We start from the raw sequence: 18891 nt of genomic DNA, 5'->3' as shown, positions 1-18891 counted from the left end.
CAGCGGGGCAGGCCGTCCCGCTTCGGGAGAAACCCTTTCATGTCCCTGCCCTCGCTTCGCCTCACCGCCTCGCTGGCCGCGCTCGGCGCGGCGACCGCCGTCCTGTCCGCCCCCGCCGCCCCGGCCAAGGCCGACGAGGGGATGTGGACCTTCGACAACTTCCCCATCGCCACGGTGAACGAGAAATACGGCGCCAACATCGACCAGGCGTGGCTCGACCGGGTGCGCAACGCCGCCGTGCGCCTGCAGGGCTGCTCGGCCTCGCTGGTGTCGGGCGAGGGGCTGGTGCTGACCAACCACCACTGCGTCGTCTCCTGCGTGCAGGACCTGTCCACGGCCCAGAACGACTACGTCAAGAACGGCTGGATGCCGGCGACGCGCGAGGAAGAGAAGAAATGCCCCGGCCAGACGGCCGAAATCCTGACCGACATCACCGACGTCACCGACCGGGTCGTCGGCGCCGGCGCCGGGCTTGAAGGCGCCGCCTTCGTCCAGGCCCGCGCCGCCGAGATCGACAAGATCCAGAAGGAGACCTGCGGCGACGACCAGAAGCTGACCTGCCAGGTCATCAGCTTCTATCGCGGCGGTCAGTACAAGCTGTACAAGTTCCGCAAATACGACGACGTGCGCCTGGTCTTCGCGCCCGAGTTCCAGGCGGCCTTCTTCGGCGGCGACCCGGATAACTTCAACTTCCCGCGCTACGCTTTGGACGCCGGTTTCCTGCGCCTCTACGAGGACGGCAAGCCGGTCGCGACGCCGAACCACCTGACCTGGAATCCGAACGCGCCCAAGGACGGCGACCTGACCTTCGTCGCCGGCAACCCCGGCTCGACCCAGCGCCTGCTGACGGTGGCCCAGCTGGAGGCGCTGCGCGACCAGCAGATGCCCCTGACCCTGATCCAGTCGTCGGAACTTCGCGGGCGGCTGCTGGAATATTCGACCCGTGACGACGAGGCCAAGCGCGTCAGCGTCGATCCCCTGTTCGGCCTGGAGAACAGCTTCAAGGTCTATTACGGCCAGCAGGGCGCCTTGACCGATCCGGCCTTCATGGCGACCAAGCGTCGCGAGGAGCAGGAACTGCGCCAGCGCGTCGCCGCCGACCCGGCCCTGGCCCAGCGCATCGGCGATCCCTGGGCCGATCTGGAGCGTGTCTCGGCCGCCCAGCGCGACCTGTATCTGCCCTATCGTCAGCTGGAATCGGCGGCGGGCCAGCGGTCGCAACTCTACAGCTACGCCAAGGCCATCGTTCGCGCGTCCAAGGAACGCGCCAAGCCGGTCGCCGAACGGCGCGCCGGCTATTCGGACGCCGACATCGCCGCCCTGGGCCGCCGCCTGGCGACCGAGACGCCGATCTCGACCGATCTGGAGAAAATCTTCCTGGACTTCTGGCTGTCCAAGACGCGCGAATATCTGACGGTCGACAACGCCAATGTGAAGGCCCTGCTGGGCAAGGAAAGCCCGGAACAGATCGCCCAGCGCCTGATCGACGGCACCAATCTGGGCGACCCCCGCGCGCGGGCGGCCTATCTGGCCATGACCCCGGAACAGTTGGCCGCCTCGGGCGACCCGCTGATCCAGTTCGTCCTGGCCAACGACGACGCGGCCCAGGCCGTCCGCACCCAGTGGGAATCGGCCGTCTCCGGTCCGACCAGCCGCGCGGGCGAAAAGATCGCCCAGGCCCGGTTCGCGGCTTACGGAACCAATCTGTATCCCGACGCGACCTTCTCGCTGCGTCTGTCCTACGGCCAGGTCAAGGGCTGGACCTATCGCGGCGTGACGGTGGAGCCCTTCACCCACATCGGCGGCCTTTACGAGCGAAACACCGGCGCCGAGCCGTTCAACGCGGCCGAGGACTGGCTGGCGGCCGAGGGCAAGGTGAACAAGTCGACCGTCTACGACTTCGTCTCGACCAACGACATCATCGGCGGCAATTCGGGCTCGCCCGTGATCAACGCCAAGGGCGAGGTCATCGGCGCGGCCTTCGACGGCAACATCCACTCCCTGGGCGGCAGCTTCGGCTACGATCCCGAACTGAACCGCACGGTGACGGTCTCGACCGCCGCCATCACCGAGGCCCTGCGCAACGTCTACAACCAGCCGCGCCTGCTGCGCGAACTGGGTGTGCGTCGCTAAAACGACAACGAAGAAGTCTCCTCCCCGCTGCGCGGGGAGGAGGACCTCCGGCGAAGCCGGTGGTGGAGGGGCTCTTCACCACCGCATGATCGCCTGTAAATTGCCCAAGAGCCCCTCCGTCACGGCGCTGAAGACGCGCCGCGCCACCTCCCCATCCGCTTCGCGGACAGGGAGGAGACTTCAAGGACACCGCCCATGCGCCCTCTTCTCCTCGCCTCCGCCGCCGTCCTCGCCGTCGCCGCCGCCTCCTCGGCCAGCGCGGAAGAGGGCATGTGGACCTACGACAACTTCCCCATCGCCCGCGCCAACCAGACGCTGGGGACCCATATCGATCAGGCCTTCCTGGATCGGGTGCGGCTGTCCTCGGTCAAGTTCGGCGGCTGTTCGGCCGGGGTGGTGTCGGGCCAGGGGCTGGTGATGACCAACAATCACTGCGTCGCCACCTGCGTCGCCAACCTGTCCACGCCCCAGCAGCAGTACGCAGAGACCGGCTTCACGCCCCGGACCCGCGAGGAAGAGCGCAAATGCCCCGGCGCCACCGCCGAAATCCTGACCGACATCTCCGACGTCACCGAGCGGATGCACAAGGCCGGCGAGGGTCTTGAGGGCCAGGCCTTCACCCAGGCGCGCGAGGCCGAGGCCGGGCGGATCGAGACCGAAGCCTGCGGCGGCGACTCCAAGATCCGCTGCCAGGTCGTCAGCCTGTATCGCGGCGGCCAGTTCAAGCTCTACAAGTTCCGCAAATACGCCGACGTCCGCCTGGCCTGGGCGCCCGAGGATCGGGCCGCGACCTTCGGCGGCGATCTGGACAACTTCTCCTTCCCGCGCTTCGCCATCGATGCCGCCTTCATCCGTCTGTACGAGGACGGCAAGCCGGTCGAGACGCCGATCCACTTCGCCTGGAACGCCGACAAGCCGACCGAGGACGAGGCCGTCTTCGTCTCGGGCAATCCCGGCGCGACGCAGCGCCTGCTGACGATGGATCAGCTGGCGACCATCCGCGACGTGGTCCTGCCGCTGGACCAGCTGATCGCCTCCGAATTGCGCGGCCGGTTGATCCGCTATTCGGAAGAGGGCGAGGACCAGGCCTTCATCGCCATGGACCCGATCGTGGGCGTGGAGAACACCTACAAGCGCGGCCTGGGCCGGATGCGCGCCCTGACCGACGCCGACTTCATGGCGACCAAGGCGGCGGCCGAGGCCGACTTCATGCAGCGCTACGCCGCCGCCAACGGCGCCGGTTCCGATCCATGGGCGACGCTGAAGGCCGTCCAGCCGCTGGCCCGCGAACTCTACGCCCCCACCGCCCTGCTGGAAGGCGGCACGGCCCTGGGCACGACCTCGGTCGCGGGCGGATCGCAGCTGTTCCAGTGGGCCAAGGCCATTGTGCGCGGCGCCCAGGAGCGGGCCAAGCCGTCGGATCAGCGTCTGGCCGAGTTCGCCGACAGCCGCCTGCCCGGCGTCGAATCCGGCCTGTTCGCCGAAAAGCCCACCTATCCCGAGCTGGAGCAGATCCGGCTGGAATGGTGGCTGTCCAAGACCCGCGAATGGCTGACGGTCGATAGCCCCCACGTCCGCACCCTGCTGGGCAAGGAAAGCCCCGAAGCGCTGTCGGCCCGCGTCGTCGCCGGCACCAAACTGGCCGATCCGGCGGTGCGCCGCGCCCTGTGGACCGGCGGTCTGGCGGCGGTGCAGGCGTCGGACGATCCGCTGATCCAATATGTGCTGTCGATCGACGCCGACGCCCGCGCCGTCCGCGCCGACTGGGAGAACAAGGTCAAGGCCCCGACCGACCGCGCCTCGGAACAACTGGCCGCCGCCCGCTTCGCCGCCTATGGCGACGCGGTCTATCCCGATGCGACGGGCACCCTGCGCCTGACCTACGGCCGGGTCGAGGGATCGGATGTTCCGGGCCAGCGTTTCGGCGCCTTCACCACCTTCGCCGGCCTGTGGGACCGCGCCACCGGCGCCGAGCCGTTCAAGGTCGCGCCCAAGCTGATGGCCGCCAAGGACCGGATCGACCCGAACGCGGTGATGGACATGGCCGTCTCGACCGACACCATCGGCGGTTCGTCCGGCTCGCCCGCCGTCAACGCCCGGGGCGAGATCATCGGGGCCAACTTCGACTCCACCGTCCTGACCCAGCGCAACGCCTATGGCTACGACCGCGCCGTGAACCGCAGCGTGATCGTGACGACCCAGGCCGTCACCGTCGCCTTGCGCGATGTCTATGGCATGGACCATCTGGTCGAGGAGTTGGGCGTTCGCCCCTGAGCGTCAGTCCAGCACGCCCGTCACGCTCTCGACGCTGGCCCGCTGGAGCACGCCGATCAGGCGGGCGCGGGTTTCGCCGTCGGCGACGCCGTCGATACGGCCGGGACGCCAGTGACGCTGAAAGGCGCGGACCGTGGCTTCCGTCTCCGCGTCATAATCGCCGCCGGGCTTCAGGCCGTAACCCAGCCGGTGCAGGCCCGCGCGCAGGACGATGACGCCGACGCCCTGGTCGCCCTTTTGCAGCAGGCCGCCCAGGGCCCGAATGCGCTCGGGCCCGGGCTCGAACCACAGTCCGTGACCCGCCTCGGCCAGCCGCTTCCAGGGGAAAAGCTCGCCGGGGTCGTCCTTGCGCTCGGGCGCCAGGTCTGAATGGCCGATGACGCGGCTGTCGGGAACGGTCCAGCGGGCGCGGATGTCGCCGATCAAGGCGATGACGGCCGCGACCTGGGCGTCGGGAAACGCGCGATAGCCGAACTCATGGCCCGGATTGACGATCTCTATGCCGATGGAGGCGGCGTTGCAGTCGTCCTGCCCTTGCCAGACGCCGCGACCGGCGTGCCAGGCGCGGCGTTCCTCAGGGACCAGATGAAAGACGCGGCCGTCTTCCTCGACCAGATAATGGGCCGAGACCTTGGCGTCGGGATCGCGCAGACGCGCCAGGGCGGCCTCTCCCGTCCGCATCCCGGTGTAGTGCAGCACCAGCATGTCCGGCGGCGCACGGCGCGCGTCGAAATTGGGCGAAGGCGCGTCGATGACGGCGATCATGGAGGCCGGGCGGCTCAGCGGCCGTTGCGTTCCCAGCCATAGGCGACCCAGGCGCCGTCCACCTTGTGCGCCTCGATCAGCTCGGGGTCGCCGGCGCGGCGTCGCGGCGTCATGGTGCGGCGCGTCCGCATGACCAAACCGACCAGAAAGACCAGCACCCCGGCGAAGAGGGCGATCACCGCCACCGCGGCGGCGGTGAAGACCGCCAGAACCGCGCCGACGGCCATGGCCGCGACGGCCGCGATCACGCCGGCGAGCCACATCGCCGAGGCGACCAGGCCGTTGGGACGGCGGCGGGCGGCGATGCCGATGGTGGCGAGACGGTCAGGCTGGAACATGGGTCATCCTTTCAGGCGATCCGAAGAACGCCCGGACCGCAATGTCGGTCCATCGGGTCCTGGGGTCAATGGACTGCGGCGCACCGCCGCGCTCACATCCTGTTCAGAACATCGGCTGATCGGCCAGGACGACGGCGCCCTGGCTGCGCATCCGCTCGCCGTTCACCCGCTGCATCACCGCCTGCGCCTGAGGATCGGCCATGACCCCGCCCAGCATGACCAGGGCCCTGGCGGCCTCCGTCTGGACGCCGAACATTTCGGAGATCGCCTCCCAGGGGGACTTCTCCTTGGGGAAATGCTTGAAGCGCACGGACTGGTCGGCCGGAATCCTGGCCAATTCCCTGGCCTTGGCCACGGCCTCGGTAAGGCCGCCAAGCTGGTCGACCAGGCCCAGCGGCAGCGCCTGGGCGCCAGTCCAGACGCGGCCCCTGGCGATCTCGCGAACCCGTTCGACCGGCAGTTTCCGCCCCGTCGCCACGCGGCCGATGAAGTCGTCGTAGATGCGATCCATCGAACCGGCGAAGGCCGCGCGCTGGGCTGGGGTGAAGCTCTGGCTGGGCGAGAAGGCGTCGGCGTATTCCCCGCCCACCGTCAGGCCGCGCATGTCCACGCCGAACCGCCCCAGGGCGTCAGCCAGCACGAACTTGCCGCCGAACACGCCGATGGAGCCGGTCAGGGTGGTGGGCTGGGCCACGATCCAGTCGGCCTGCGAACTGACCCAATAGCCGCCCGAGGCCGCATAGGCGCCCATCGACACCACCACCGGCTTGCCCGCCGCGCGGGCCGCCCGCACGGCGGCCAGAATCTGTTCGGACGCCTCGGGCGAGCCGCCGGGCGAGGAGACGCGGAAGACGATGGCCTTCACGTCCCTGTCCCCGATGGCGTCGTAGATGGCCTCGGCCGTGTCGTCAGAGTGGATGGAGGAGCCGCCGCCGAAGCTTCCGGCCCCACCGCGGCCGGTGACGATGGCCCCCTCTCCCCCCACGATGGCGATGGCGCTGCGTCCCGATCCGGTGCGTTCGCCCTTCTGGCTCAGATATTCGCCGAACTCGACGATCTCGGCGCCCTTGCCGGCGCGGGACTTGGCGGCGGTCTCGGCCTCCTCGACCTGGCCGACCTTGTCGATCAGGCGGTTGGCCAGCGCCTGTTCGGCCGTATAGGGACCGGCCTCGATCAGGGTCCTCAACGCCGGGGCCGTGGTCTTTCGATCCCGCGCGGCCTGGCTCAGGGCGCTGTCGTAGATGGAGGTCATCCAGGCCGTCATGGCCTCGCGGTGCGGGCCGGTGTAGTCGCTCTGGGTGTATTCGTTGACGGCGTTCTTGTATTCGTAACGCTGCTCGAAATCGGCCTTCACGCCGTATTTCTGGAAGGCGCGGCCCAGGAACAGGCTGTCGGCCGAGAAGCCGGTGGCCTGGAAGCCGGCGGTGTTCTGCATCCACAGTTCGGACGCCGAAGCCCCGACCATATAGGTGGACATCACCGCCCCCGTGGGCGCGAAGCCCTGGCTGTGGGCGAAGACCGGCTTGCCCGAGGCGCGGAAGCGATGGACGGCCTGGCGCAGTTCGTCGGCGACGGCGGGGGTCATTCCGCCTTCGGGCAGGCGGATCAGCACGGCCTTGACGCTGGCGTCCCCTTGCGCCTGGTGCAGGCCGTCGACCACCTGGGTCAGGGCCAGGCCCGATCCGCCGAAGGCGGCGAACGGATTGGTCGAAGGCTGGTCGCTGATCCCGTCGCGCAGGTCCAGCTCCAGCACCGTATTGGCCGGGGTCGTCGGCTTGGCCGTGGAGGCGACGGCGACCGTCAACAACACCACCGGAATCACCACGACGAACAGGATCAACCCGGTGAAGACACCAAGGACCGTCAGGAAGAATTGCTTCATGGGAAGGAAAACGCGCGTTCGCAGGCCGAAAATGGCCGGGCCAGCATAGGGGGCGCGCCGCCGCCGTCAAATGTTGCGATGCAGCGGCGGCGATTGATGCCGACGGCGGAAATCCCTATATGAGCCGCCTGTCGGCGCGGATCGAAACGCGCGTCTATTACGAGGAGACCGGGCGATGCTGGTCACCCTGATGAAGTCCAAGCTGCACCGGGCCACGGTGACTCAGGCCGACCTCGACTACGAGGGGTCGATCGCGATCGACATGGACCTGCTGGACGCTGCGGGCATCTATCCGCACGAACAGGTCGATGTGCTGAACATCACCAACGGCGCACGCTTCACCACCTACGCCATCCAGGCCCCGCGCGGCTCGCGCGTGATCGGCGTCAACGGCGCCGCCGCCCGCCTGGTGCAGAAGAACGACAAGGTCATCGTCGTCACCTACGGCCAGATGCCTCAGGAGGAAGCCCGCCAGTGGACGCCGAACGTGGTGCTGCTGGACGACGCCAACGCGATCAAACACGTCTGATCGATAGCTGCAGAACCGTCGAAAAAAGGCCCGCCGGCGACGGCGGGCCTTTCTTCGTTACGCCGGGCGGGATCAGCGGGCGATGTCGTAGACGCCGGTGATGTCGATCCGCACCGTCAGTTCTCCGGCCGCGACCGGGGTGCTGTCCTCGCGCACGGCCATGGCGCGGGCGGCGAACATCGGCGTCGGCGGCTGGGGCGCATAGCCGCCGCCTTCGCTCAGGGTGCGGATGCCCGACAGCTGAACGTTCAGCGACTGGGCGTACAGCTGGGCCTTGGCCTGCAGGTTGCGCACGGCCAGCTGACGCGCCTGGTTCTCGGCGGCGGTCGGGTCTTTCAGGCCGAAGCCGATGCCGTCGATCTGGTTGACGCCGGCGGCGACCACGGCGTCGGCGGTCGCGCCGACCTTGGTCAGGTCGTTGATGACCACGGTGACGCGGTTGACCGCCTGATAGCCGCGCAGCTTGGGCGGTTCGTTCTGCTGATAGTCGTATTGGGCCGACAGGTTCAGGCCCGAGGTCTGGATGTCGCGTTCGGCGATGCCGGCGCGGCGCAGGGCGGCGACCACCTGGGTCATCCGGGCGGCGTTGTCGCGCATGGCCGCCTGGGCCGTCGGGGCCTCGGTCTGGACACCGAAGGTGATGGTGGCCATGTCCGGCGCGGCCTTGACCTCGCCATAGGCCGACAGATTCAGCGACGGCGCAGGCTGCATCATGTGCATGGCTCCCATGGAGGGTTCAGGCGTCTGAGCCATGGCGCGCGGGGTTGCCGCGGCCATGAAGGCGGCGGCGGCCACCGCGCCCCCCAGGGCCAGGGTCTTCAAGGCCGGGGTCTTCAGGCGCTGGGCGGGGGCCGTCAGGGTGCGGGTCATGCGGTTCGTCTCCGTATTCGATCCAGGAGCGACGGGCGTCGTCGATCCGTTGCAACGACCTTGGCCGTTCTCGCCTGAACGAACGCCCGCACCCCCCTGGCAGTTTCCGTTCATCTTTGTGAAATCGACGAAAGATCGCCTTCTGGTCCGACCCCGCTTGGCAAGGCGCGCCCGCGCCTGCTAGGCGAACGCCTGTCCGCCGAGGCGCGCCCTGGGGGCCCGTAGCTCAATGGTTAGAGCCGACCGCTCATAACGGTCTGGTTGGGGGTTCGAGTCCCTCCGGGCCTACCACCCCCATGAGAAAACGGCGGCGGTCGCCGCGCGGGAAGGCGGCGCGCAATGTCGCGGCGGCGACCGGCCCCGGCAGGCGCGGGCGGCGACCCCTCGCCGCCAGGCGCGGCGCGGCCTATATGGCGGGCCTGACCGCTTCGGAGTTCTCGCATTGGCCTATGTCGCCCGCAACGATCGCCCCGCCGACAAGGCCGCCCGATACGCCGAGATCGAGGGCGAAATCCTGGCCGTGCTGGACGGCGAGCCGAATGTGACGGCGCGGATGGCCACGGTCGCCTCGATGCTGGCGGACGCTTTCGATCACTACTTCTGGACCGGCTTCTATGTGGTGGCGCCGGACAGGGCGGACGAACTGGTGGTGGGGCCGTATCAGGGAACGCTGGGCTGCCTGAGGATCGCCTTCGGACGCGGCGTCTGCGGGACGGCGGCGGCGACGCGGACGACGCAGGTGGTCGAGGACGTTCACGCCTTTCCCGGCCACATCGCCTGCGACAGCCGCTCGGCCAGCGAGATCGTGGTTCCGGTTCTGGACGCCTCGGGGACTCTGATCGGCGTGTTCGACGTGGATGCGGCCACGCCCGCCGCCTTCGACGCCGAGGATCAGGTCGCGTTGGAACGTTTGATGGCGCGGGTGTTCGGGGCCGGTTGATCGGGACGAGTTGATCGCGCCGCCCCCGGCTCTATGGTCCCCGCAAAAGAGGAGGATCGGATGACCGAGCGGACAGTCGCCATCACGGGCGGACACGGCGCCCTGGGCCGGGCGGTGCTGGAGGCGGCCTTGACGGCCGGCTGGCGGGTCGCGGTCATCGACCATGCGGCGGGTCACGCCGCGCCGGACGGCGTGCTGGAGATCGGCGGGATCGACCTGACCGACGCCGACCAGGCGCAGAAGGCCATGGACGCCGTGATCGCGCGATTCGGACGGCTGGACGCCCTGTTGAACATCGCCGGCGGCTTCGTCTGGCAGACCACCGACGATGCGGCGCCGGCCTGGGACCGGATGCACGCCCTGAACGTGACGACGGCGCTGAACGCCAGCCGCGCGGCGCTTGCCGCCCTGAGAGCCGCGCCCCAGGGGCGGATCGTCAATGTCGGATCGGCCGCCGCCCTGCAGGCCGGGGCCGGCATGGGCGCCTATGGCGCGGCCAAGGCTGGGGTCCATGCCCTGACCCAGGCCTTGGCGGAGGAGCTGAAGGCCAGCCGCGTCACGGTCAACGCCGTCCTGCCTTCCATCATCGACACTCCCGCCAACAGAAGGGACATGCCGGGCGCAGATCCGGCGACCTGGGTCGCGCCGGCCGATCTGGCGGCGGTGATCCTGTTCTTGGCCTCGCCCGAGAGCCGAGCCATGACCGGCGCCCTGGTTCCTGTGACGGGCCGCGTCTGATGCGCGCCGAGCGGGTCCGCAGCGTCCTTTATCTGCCCGCCTCCAATGCACGGGCGATTCAGAAGGCGCGCACCCTGGACTGCGACGTGGCCGTGCTGGACCTGGAGGACGCCGTGGCGCCCGAGGCCAAGGCCGACGCCCGCGCGGCCGCCGTCCAGGCCGTGCGCGACGGCGGCTTCGGGCCGCGCCTTGGGGTGCGGATCAACGGTCTGGACACCGAATGGGGGCTGGACGACCTGGCGGCGATGAAGGCGGCGGGGGCGAAACTGGTGGTCGCGCCCAAGGTGGAGACGCCCGAGATGGTCCATGCCCTGACCGCCGGCCTGGCCAGAGGTTCGGCCCTGTGGGCCATGGTCGAGACGCCGCGCGCCCTTCTGGCCCTGGCCGAAATCGCCTCGGCCGACGGGGCGCTGGACGGGCTGATGCTGGGGGTCAACGACCTGGCCAAGGCGCTGGGGACCGGGGCGTCGTCGGATCGCGAGCCGTTCAAGCCATGGCTGGCGATGCTGGTCGCGACGGCGCGCGCCAATGGATTGCTGGCCGTCGACGGGGTGTTCAACCGCATCGACGACGCGCAAGGGCTGGCCGCCGAGACGGCGCAGGGGCGGCTTTACGGATTTGACGGCAAGAGTCTGATCCATCCGTCCCAGATCGCCGCCGCCAACGCCGCTTTCTCGCCGTCTGAGACCGAGGTCGCCCAGGCCCGCGCCATCGTCGCCGCCTTCGCCGCGCCCGAGGCCGAGGGCCAGGGCGCGATCCGCGTGAACGGCGCCATGGTCGAACGGCTGCATCTTGACCAGGCGCAGGCCCTGCTGGCGCGGGCGGAAGGCTGAACGCCGTCTCCTCCCATTCATGGCGAGGTGACTAGCGGGTCTGAGGCAACCGCCCTAAACCTCGCGTCAAACTCCAGCGGATCCGCCTTGACCCTACCTGCCGACACGCCTGCGAAAATCCCGGCCTGGGTCTGTGCGCCCGGCGTGCTGAAGGTCCCTTTCCTGGAAACCTTCCTGACCGACTGCGACCTGCGGCGCCTGCCGGGCGCGGAGATCGAGGCCGTGCTGGGCTGGGGCATGAAGCCGACGGCGGCGGCGGGACGGCGGTGGGCGCAGAAGAACGGGCGGCCCTATGTGGCGCTGGAGGACGGCTTCCTGCGCTCGGTGGGCATCGGCGAGGCGGGGGCGACCAGCCTGAGCCTGATCGTCGATGATCTGGGCGTCTATTACGATGCGACGCGGCCCAGCCGGTTGGAGCATCTGATCCTAGGCGCGGACGCCTGGTGCGACGCCGCCATGACCGCGCGTACGCGGGGCCTGGTCGACCGGATCGTCGCATCGGGCGTGTCCAAGACGAACATGGGCGGGCCGCTGGATCAGAGCCTGTTGAAGCCCGGCCGTCGCGTGCTGATCGTGGACCAGACGTTCGGCGACGCCTCCATCGCCCATGGGCTGGCTGCGCCGGACAGCTTTGACGCCATGATCGCCGCCGCCCGGCGCGACGAGCCGGACGCCCAGTTGATCGTCAAACGCCATCCTGCGGTGGCGGCGGGGAAAAAGCGCGGCTGCGTGACCGATCTGGACGGGGTCGCCCTGGTCGACGCCGACGTGCGGCCCGCCGACCTTCTGGCGGCGGTGGATGCGGTCTATTGCGTCACCTCGGCGCTGGGGTTCGAGGCCCTGATGCGCGGCCTGCCGGTGCGCTGTTTCGGGGCGCCCTTCTATTCCGGCTGGGGCCTGACCACGGACGAGGTCCAGACCGGCCGCCGCGGCGCAGCGCGATCCATCGAACAGGTCGCCGCCGCCGCCCTGATCGCCTACAGCCGCTATGTCGATCCCGTCACCGGCGAATCCTGCGAGGCGGAACAGGCGCTGGAACGGTTGATCGCCCTGCGCGATCGCGCCGACCGGCTGGCGGGGTCGTGGTCGGCGGTGGGGTTCGCCCCTGCCAAGCGGCCGCCGGTGCGCCGGCTGCTGAACTCGCCCAAGGCGACGATGCGCTACTTCATGTCGCCGTCGCGGGCCGCCGCCCATGCGGCGAGGACCGACGGACGCCTGATCTGGTGGGCGGGCAAGGAGAGCGAGGCGACGCGCCGGGCGGCGGCCGCATTTCATGGCCCGACTGTCAGGATGGAAGACGGCTTCATCCGCTCGCGCGGTCTGGGGTCCGATTTCGTCGGGGCCCTGTCGGCCGCCCTGGACGACCAGGGCGTCTATTACGACCCGTCGCGGCCGTCGCGTCTTGAGACCCTGATCCAGACCTCGGACCTGACGCCGACGCAACTGGCGCGGGCGGCGGACTTGAGGACGCGCGTGGTCTATGCGGGTCTGTCGAAATACAATCTGAAAGGCGGGGCGCCGACGGGGTGGCCCGAAGACCGCGACATCCTTCTGGTCGTCGGCCAGGTGGAGAACGACAAGTCGATCCTCTTGGGCTGCGCGCCCGATCTGAACACCAACTCGGCCCTGGTCGAGGCGGCTCGGCGCGACCACCCGGGCGCCTTCCTGGTCTATCGCAACCATCCCGACGTGCTGGCCGGCAACCGGCCGGGGCGGCTGGACGCCGGGGCGATGGCCTCGGTCGATGCGGTCGCGGACGGGCTGGACATCGTCGACTGCCTGAACGCCTGTCGGCGGGTGGCGACCCTGACGTCGCTTACGGGGTTCGAGGCCCTGATGCGGGGCAAGGCCGTGTCGGTCTATGGTCGGCCCTTCTATGCGGGATGGGGGCTGACCGACGACCGGCTGAGTTTCGAGCGTCGCAGCCGCCGCGCCGGCGTCGACCATCTGGTCCACGCCGCCCTGATCGCCTATCCCCTCTATGTCACGCCCCAGGGCTGGCCGTGCGAGGCGGAAGACCTTGTGGCCCTGCTGATCGCCGCCCGCGACCAGCCGACGCCCAAGGCGCCGCGCGGCCAGGTGCGGCGCTGGGCCGCCGGCGTCGTCGCCAGTCTCGACCGCAGGCCGCCGCCGTCCTATTGAAGGCGTTCGTATAGGAAACTGACCTTCCTGAAACAGCGACGCCTCGCGGGCCGAGCGACAGGAACTTCCTCAAGCAGCGAGACGCCGTGCGTCGAGCCATAGGAAAAAGAATAAAGTGCCCCACGCCGTCATCGCCGCCACCGGCCTCTTCACCCCTGAGCAGTCTGTCTCGAACGCCGAACTGGTCGACAGCTACAACGCCTGGGCCGATGGCTGGAACGCCCGCCACGCCGCCCAGATCGAGGCCGGCGAACTGCAGGCCAAGGCCCATTCCTCGCCCGAGTTCATCGAGAAGGCTTCCGGCATCAAGAGCCGGTTCGTGCTGGACAAGGCCGGCGTCATCGACCCCGCGCGGATGGCCCCCTATCTGCCCGAACGGTCCAACGAAGAACTGTCGATCCTGGCCGAGATGGCGGTCAAGGCCGCCCGTCAGGCCATCGCGGCCTGGGGCAAGCCGGTCTCGGAGATCGGCGCGGTCCTGTGCGCGGCGTCCAACATGCAGCGCGCCTATCCGGCCATCGCCATCGAGGTGCAGCAGGCGTTGGGGATCGAGGGCTTCGCCTTCGACATGAACGTGGCGTGCAGCTCGGCCACCTTCGGCGTCAAGACGGCGGCCGACTTCATTGGCGGCGGCTCGGTCAAGGCGGTGCTGATGGTCAACCCGGAGGTCTGTTCGGCCCACCTGAACTTCACCGACCGCGACAGCCATTTCATCTTCGGCGACGTGGCGACGGCGGTGATCGTGGAATCGTCGGACACGGCCGGTCCGGGCGGCTGGGACGTGCTGGGCACGCGGCTGAAGACCGTTTTTTCGAACAACATCCGCAACAATTTCGGCTTCCTGAACCGCAATGCGCGCGACACCGCCCATCTGGACAGCCCGGTGGCGGACGACAGCGTTCAAAACGACAAGCTGTTCATCCAGCAGGGTCGCAAGGTGTTCCGCGACGTGGTGCCGATGGTGTCGGAGATGATCGTGGACCATGCCGGCGAACTGGGCGTCGATCCCCAGGGGCTGAAACGGCTGTGGCTGCATCAGGCAAACATCAACATGAACACCCTGATCGGCAAGAAGGTGCTGGGCCGCGAGCCGTCTTCAGAAGAGAACGTCATCATCCTGGACGACTACGCCAACACCTCCTCGGCCGGGTCGATCATCGCCTTCCACCTGCACAACGACGGCTTCGCACCCGGCGAGACGGGGCTGATCTGCAGCTTCGGCGCCGGCTATTCGGCGGGAACCGTCTTCGTGCGAAAACGCGCCTGACCGCGCAGGCGCGACGGTTTAGACCCCAAAAGGCCCGGCTTCGGAGAACCAAAGCGCGCGACCCGCGTTACGTCAGGTTAATTCCCTGTCCATGGCGATTCTCTCGCGGCGACGCTTGAAACTGTCACAAGTTTTTGTCACCCATTCCGGTGTCGAGAACAGGGGATATCCCAGATGGCTCACACGACGCCGAAACAGGTGCTGGAAAGCTTGGCCAAGGACATCGCCGCCGTGCTGAAAAGCATGGGCGGATCGGCGCACCAGAACATGGTCGTCGACTGCGTGGCGGCGATGAAGCGACAGCGCGGCGAGGCGGTCAATCCGCCCGATCTGCGGCAGAAGATCATCGAGGCCTTCGAACAGTATCGCGACTTGTTCGTGCGTCCCTTCGGCGAAGGCTCGCAGCGCTGGGCCCTTGCGGGCGATTTCGCCTGACAGCCCCTGCAGAACGAAAGGCGCGCTCCTTGCGGAGCGCGCCTCGTCGTTTGGGCTGACCGTCAGGATCAGAAGCGTCGGATATAGCTGACGGAATAGGCGTCGGCCTCGCCGCCGTCGTCGCGATAGTCGCGGCGGGTCCAGTCGGCGCGCAGACCGTTCACGCCGTCCAGATAGAAGTTGGCGCCGGCGCCGTAGTTCCAGCTGTCGCCGCCAACGTCGGTGTCGGCGCCGGGGAACTCCTGCTTCAGTTCGGTGTGGCCGTAGCCGCCGCGGGCGAACAGCTCCAGCTTGTCGGAAACCGGCACCTTGCCGACGACATAGCCTGCGGCGTCCCACTCATGCTTGGTGGTCCCGTCGATGCCGGCGACGGTGAAGTCGTCGTCCTTGACGCCGACCGAGGCTTCGGTTTCGACGGCCAGGTAACGGTTCAGGTTCACGCCCAGACGACCCGTAACGGCGCCGGTCGTTGCATTGTCACCTTCAAGATGAGTGTAGCCCAGCGATCCGTAACCACGTGGTTCGGGGTTGGTTTGAGCAAATGCCGGCGCGGCGATTGCGGAAACGGCGACGGCGGCAAGAAGAATGTTACGCATTGTTTCTTATTAACTCCTAGATGCGATGACCGAGCCGATCATCAGCCCCATCCAGCGATTGCTTAAATAGGCGACGCCTTCTTCTGTTCCAGGGGCGACCCGACAGCGCGATTGTTTGTGGGCGCCGAGACACATACGGCGTTCCCCCAAGTTTGTCAGTTCTGTGACAAAACAGAAAGGGCGGCCTCGTCAGAAACCGCCCTTCTGATATTTCCACCCCGTCGTGCTCGGGCTTGACCCGAGGATCGGTCGACAGGCCGTTCGTCGTCATCGCACCTACGGCGGAGCCTCCGATCCCCGGGTCAAGCCCGAGACGACGGCGCCGGATAAGTTTCACCTATCCTTTTCGCGTTCCACATCCAGGGCGGCTTGGGCCGCAGCCAGGCGGGCGATGGGCACGCGGTAAGGCGAGCAGGAGACGTAATCCAGGCCGGCCTTCTCGCAGAAGGCGATGGACGACGGATCGCCCCCGTGTTCGCCGCAGATGCCCAGCTTGACCCCGGGCCGCACGGCGCGGCCCCGCTCGGCCGCGATCTCGATCAGGCCGCCGACCCCGTCCTGGTCCAGACGCACGAAGGGATCGGTGTCGAAGATGCCCTTGTCCAGATAGGCCTGGAGGAAGCGCCCGGAATCATCGCGGCTGATGCCGAAGGTCGTCTGAGTCAGGTCGTTGGTGCCGAAGCTGAAGAACTGGGCGTATTCCGCCAGGTCCCCGGCGCGGATGGCCGCGCGCGGCAGTTCGATCATGGTGCCGACCAAGTATTCGACGCTGTCGCCCGCCTCTTCGAACACCGCCCTGGCGGTGCGGTCGGTCAGTTCGCGCAGATATTTCATCTCCAGACCCAGGGCGACCAGCGGGTGCATGATCTCCGGGATCGGCGCCTCACCCGACGCCTGCTTGACCTCCAGCGCGGCCTCCAGCACGGCCCGGACCTGCATCTCGTAGATTTCGGGATAGGCCACGCCCAGACGGCAGCCGCGGTGGCCCAGCATGGGGTTGGTCTCATGCAGTTCCTTGGCCCGGCGCTTCAGCTTTTCGGCGTCGATGCCGGACGACGCCGCCAGGGCGTCGATGTCCTCGTCCGTATGCGGGATGAACTCGTGCAGCGGGGGGTCCAGCAGGCGCACGGTCACGGGCAGGCCGGCCATGATGGTGAACAGTTCGACGAAGTCCGACTTCTGGAACGGGGCGATCTTGGCCAGGGCCGTGCGGCGGCCCTTCTCGTCGTCGGCCAGGATCATCTCGCGCACGGCGGCGATGCGGCTGTCGTCGAAGAACATATGTTCCGTGCGGCACAGGCCGATGCCCTCGGCGCCGAAACCGCGCGCGGTCTTGGCGTCCAGCGGCGTCTCGGCGTTGGCGCGGACCTTCAGGCGGCGCACCTTGTCGGCCCAGCCCATCAGGGTCTGGAAGTCGCCGGTCAGCTCCGGCTCGATCATCGGCACGGCGCCCTCCAGCACCTCGCCCTTGGAGCCGTCGATGGTGATGATCTCGCCGGCCCTGAAGGTGCGGCCGCGCGCGGTGAAGACGCCCTTGGCCTCGTCGATGTGGATTTCGCCGGCGCCGGAGACGCAGGCCCGGCCCATGCCGCGCGCCACGACGGCCGCGTGGCTGGTCATGCCGCCGCGCGCCGTGACGATGCCGCGGGCCGCGTGCATGCCGTGGATATCCTCGGGGCTGGTTTCCTCGCGCACCAGGATGACCGCCTCGCCCAGGCCGGCGGCGCGTTCCGCCTCGTCGGCGTCGAAGACGATCTTGCCGGTCGCCGCGCCGGGCGAGGCCGGCAGGCCGGCGGCGATCACGGTGCGGGCCGCATCCGGGTCCAGCGTCGGGTGCAGCAGTTGGTCCAGGGCGGCCGGTTCGACGCGGCTGATGGCTTCTTCCTGGGAGATGACGCCCTCGGCGGCCAGGTCCACGGCGACCTTCAGGGCCGACTTGGCGGTGCGCTTGCCATTGCGGGTCTGCAGCATCCAGAGACGGCCCTGTTCGACCGTGAACTCGATGTCCTGCATGTCGCGGTAGTGGCTCTCCAGCGTGTTCACCACCTCGACGAACTGGGCGAAGACTTCCGGCATGGCCTCTTCCATCGAGGGGGCGGTCTCGCCCATCTCCTCGCGGCCGATCTTGGTCAGGCTTTGCGGCGTGCGGATGCCCGCCACCACATCTTCCCCTTGCGCATTGATCAGGAACTCGCCGTACAGACGCGCCTCGCCGGTCGAGGGGTTGCGGGTGAAGGCCACGCCCGTCGCCGAGGTCTCGCCCATGTTTCCGAACACCATCGACTGGACGCTGACGGCCGTGCCCCAGCTTTCGGGGATGTCGTGCATCCGGCGATAGAATTTCGCCCGGTCGTTCATCCAGCTGGCGAAGACGGCGCCGATCGCGCCCCACAGCTGGTCCTTGGGGTCCTGCGGGAAGGCGTAGCCCAGTTCGCGCTCGACCACGGCCTTATAGTCGACGACCACCTTCTGCCAGTCCTCGGCGGTCAGGTCGGTGTCGACGGCAGCACCCAGCCGAGCTTTATGCTGGTCCAGCACCTCTTCGAAATCGTCGTGGCTGAGGCCCAGGACCACGTTCGAATACATGGTGATGAAGCGGCGATAGCTGTCGAAGGCGAAGCGGCGGTCGCCCGACAGGGTCGCCAGGCCCTCGACCGTCTGGTCGTTCAGACCCAGGTTCAGCACCGTGTCCATCATGCCCGGCATCGACGCCCGCGCGCCCGAACGCACCGACACCAGCAGCGGGTTGGCCACGTCGCCGAACACCTTGCCGACGATGCCCTGCACCTTCTCCAGCGCTTCCTGGACCTGGGCCTCCAGATCGGCCGGATAGGTTTCGTTGTTGGCGTAATAGTGGGTGCAGACCTCGGTGGTGACGGTGAAGCCCGGCGGCACCGGCAAGCCCAGGGACGACATCTCCGCCAGATTGGCGCCCTTGCCGCCCAGAAGGTTCTTCATCGACGCATCGCCGTCGGCGGAACCTCCGCCGAAGCCGTACACCCACTTTGTCATCTTGCAGTCCCTGAGCTTTCAGATCGTTCGGCGGGTTCGCCCCGCTCGCACATGCAGCATGATCTAGCGCGGGCGATCCGGCTTGGCCATGGCGGACGTAACAATGCGTGAGGGGATGGGCGGTTTCTTGCGCAGGC

Annotated in this window: 15 protein-coding genes and 1 tRNA gene; 10 read left to right on the top strand and 6 right to left on the bottom strand. The window is 68.3% G+C overall.

Annotation, left to right across the window (positions count from 1 at the left end; genetic code table 11):
• Window positions 1-39 precede the first annotated feature (39 nt).
• Both AC0L6G_RS16105 and AC0L6G_RS16100 read left to right on the top strand, forming a co-directional pair.
• Complete coding sequence (locus AC0L6G_RS16105) at window positions 40-2133, top strand: S46 family peptidase (RefSeq protein ID WP_293825360.1); 2094 nt, start codon at window positions 40-42, stop codon at window positions 2131-2133.
• A gap of 195 nt (window positions 2134-2328) precedes the next feature.
• On the top strand, window positions 2329-4407 hold the full coding sequence (locus AC0L6G_RS16100; RefSeq protein ID WP_293825362.1) for a S46 family peptidase: 2079 nt from the start codon (window positions 2329-2331) through the stop codon (window positions 4405-4407).
• Window positions 4408-4410: 3 nt separating this feature from the next.
• On the opposite strand, the gene AC0L6G_RS16095 is transcribed toward AC0L6G_RS16100, so the two are convergent.
• The 3 genes from AC0L6G_RS16095 to sppA all read right to left on the bottom strand — a co-directional run bounded on the left by AC0L6G_RS16095 (window position 4411) and on the right by sppA (window position 7392).
• On the bottom strand, window positions 4411-5172 hold the full coding sequence (locus tag AC0L6G_RS16095) for a peptidoglycan recognition protein family protein (RefSeq protein WP_473252626.1): 762 nt from the start codon (window positions 5170-5172) through the stop codon (window positions 4411-4413).
• 14 nt (window positions 5173-5186) lie between these two features.
• The gene (locus AC0L6G_RS16090) at window positions 5187-5510 is read right to left on the bottom strand and encodes a hypothetical protein (RefSeq protein WP_293825365.1); all 324 of its coding nucleotides are present in this window, start codon (window positions 5508-5510) and stop codon (window positions 5187-5189) included.
• A gap of 103 nt (window positions 5511-5613) precedes the next feature.
• Window positions 5614-7392, bottom strand: a complete 1779-nt coding sequence (gene sppA / locus AC0L6G_RS16085; RefSeq protein WP_473252625.1) for a signal peptide peptidase SppA — start codon at window positions 7390-7392, stop codon at window positions 5614-5616.
• Between the two features lie 175 nt (window positions 7393-7567).
• Between sppA and panD the strand changes: the two genes are divergently transcribed.
• Complete coding sequence (gene panD, locus AC0L6G_RS16080) at window positions 7568-7921, top strand: aspartate 1-decarboxylase (RefSeq protein WP_291535591.1); 354 nt, start codon at window positions 7568-7570, stop codon at window positions 7919-7921.
• 72 nt (window positions 7922-7993) lie between these two features.
• Here the strand turns inward: panD and AC0L6G_RS16075 are convergent, their stop codons facing one another.
• On the bottom strand, window positions 7994-8791 hold the full coding sequence (locus AC0L6G_RS16075; RefSeq protein ID WP_473252624.1) for an SIMPL domain-containing protein: 798 nt from the start codon (window positions 8789-8791) through the stop codon (window positions 7994-7996).
• 215 nt (window positions 8792-9006) lie between these two features.
• On the opposite strand from AC0L6G_RS16075, the gene AC0L6G_RS16070 reads away from it, so the two are divergent.
• The 7 genes from AC0L6G_RS16070 (at window position 9007) to AC0L6G_RS16040 (ending at window position 15146) form a co-directional block, all read left to right on the top strand.
• Window positions 9007-9082 (top strand) — tRNA-Ile (locus AC0L6G_RS16070).
• Between the two features lie 151 nt (window positions 9083-9233).
• Window positions 9234-9731 (top strand): GAF domain-containing protein, encoded by a 498-nt coding sequence (locus AC0L6G_RS16065; protein WP_291539976.1) that lies wholly within the window; start codon window positions 9234-9236, stop codon window positions 9729-9731.
• Window positions 9732-9791: 60 nt separating this feature from the next.
• Complete coding sequence (locus AC0L6G_RS16060) at window positions 9792-10469, top strand: SDR family NAD(P)-dependent oxidoreductase (protein ID WP_473252623.1); 678 nt, start codon at window positions 9792-9794, stop codon at window positions 10467-10469.
• Window positions 10469-11302: an HpcH/HpaI aldolase/citrate lyase family protein gene (locus AC0L6G_RS16055; RefSeq protein WP_293825373.1), complete on the top strand. Its 834-nt coding sequence runs from the start codon at window positions 10469-10471 to the stop codon at window positions 11300-11302. Before AC0L6G_RS16060 ends, AC0L6G_RS16055 begins: the two co-directional genes overlap by 1 nt.
• Window positions 11303-11389: 87 nt before the next feature.
• Window positions 11390-13444 (top strand): capsular polysaccharide biosynthesis protein, encoded by a 2055-nt coding sequence (locus AC0L6G_RS16050; RefSeq protein ID WP_473252622.1) that lies wholly within the window; start codon window positions 11390-11392, stop codon window positions 13442-13444.
• A 115-nt stretch (window positions 13445-13559) separates the two neighbouring features.
• Window positions 13560-14711 carry a beta-ketoacyl-ACP synthase III gene (locus AC0L6G_RS16045; protein ID WP_473252621.1) on the top strand — a complete coding sequence of 384 codons (1152 nt, stop codon included), beginning with the start codon at window positions 13560-13562 and terminating at the stop codon, window positions 14709-14711.
• Between the two features lie 174 nt (window positions 14712-14885).
• On the top strand, window positions 14886-15146 hold the full coding sequence (locus tag AC0L6G_RS16040; protein WP_291539987.1) for a hypothetical protein: 261 nt from the start codon (window positions 14886-14888) through the stop codon (window positions 15144-15146).
• A 68-nt stretch (window positions 15147-15214) separates the two neighbouring features.
• Here AC0L6G_RS16040 and AC0L6G_RS16035 read toward each other — a convergent pair whose 3' ends face one another.
• Complete coding sequence (locus tag AC0L6G_RS16035) at window positions 15215-15742, bottom strand: porin family protein (RefSeq protein ID WP_291539989.1); 528 nt, start codon at window positions 15740-15742, stop codon at window positions 15215-15217.
• 333 nt (window positions 15743-16075) lie between these two features.
• A complete protein-coding gene (gene ppdK / locus AC0L6G_RS16030) occupies window positions 16076-18754 on the bottom strand; it encodes a pyruvate, phosphate dikinase (RefSeq protein ID WP_293825379.1) in 2679 nt (892 codons plus the stop codon).
• Window positions 18755-18891: the final 137 nt, after the last annotated feature.

Source organism: Brevundimonas sp. D3-1P (assembly GCF_055809335.1).
The sequence above is the reverse complement of the archived record's forward strand: the minus strand, read 5'-3'. Positions and strand labels throughout refer to the sequence as shown.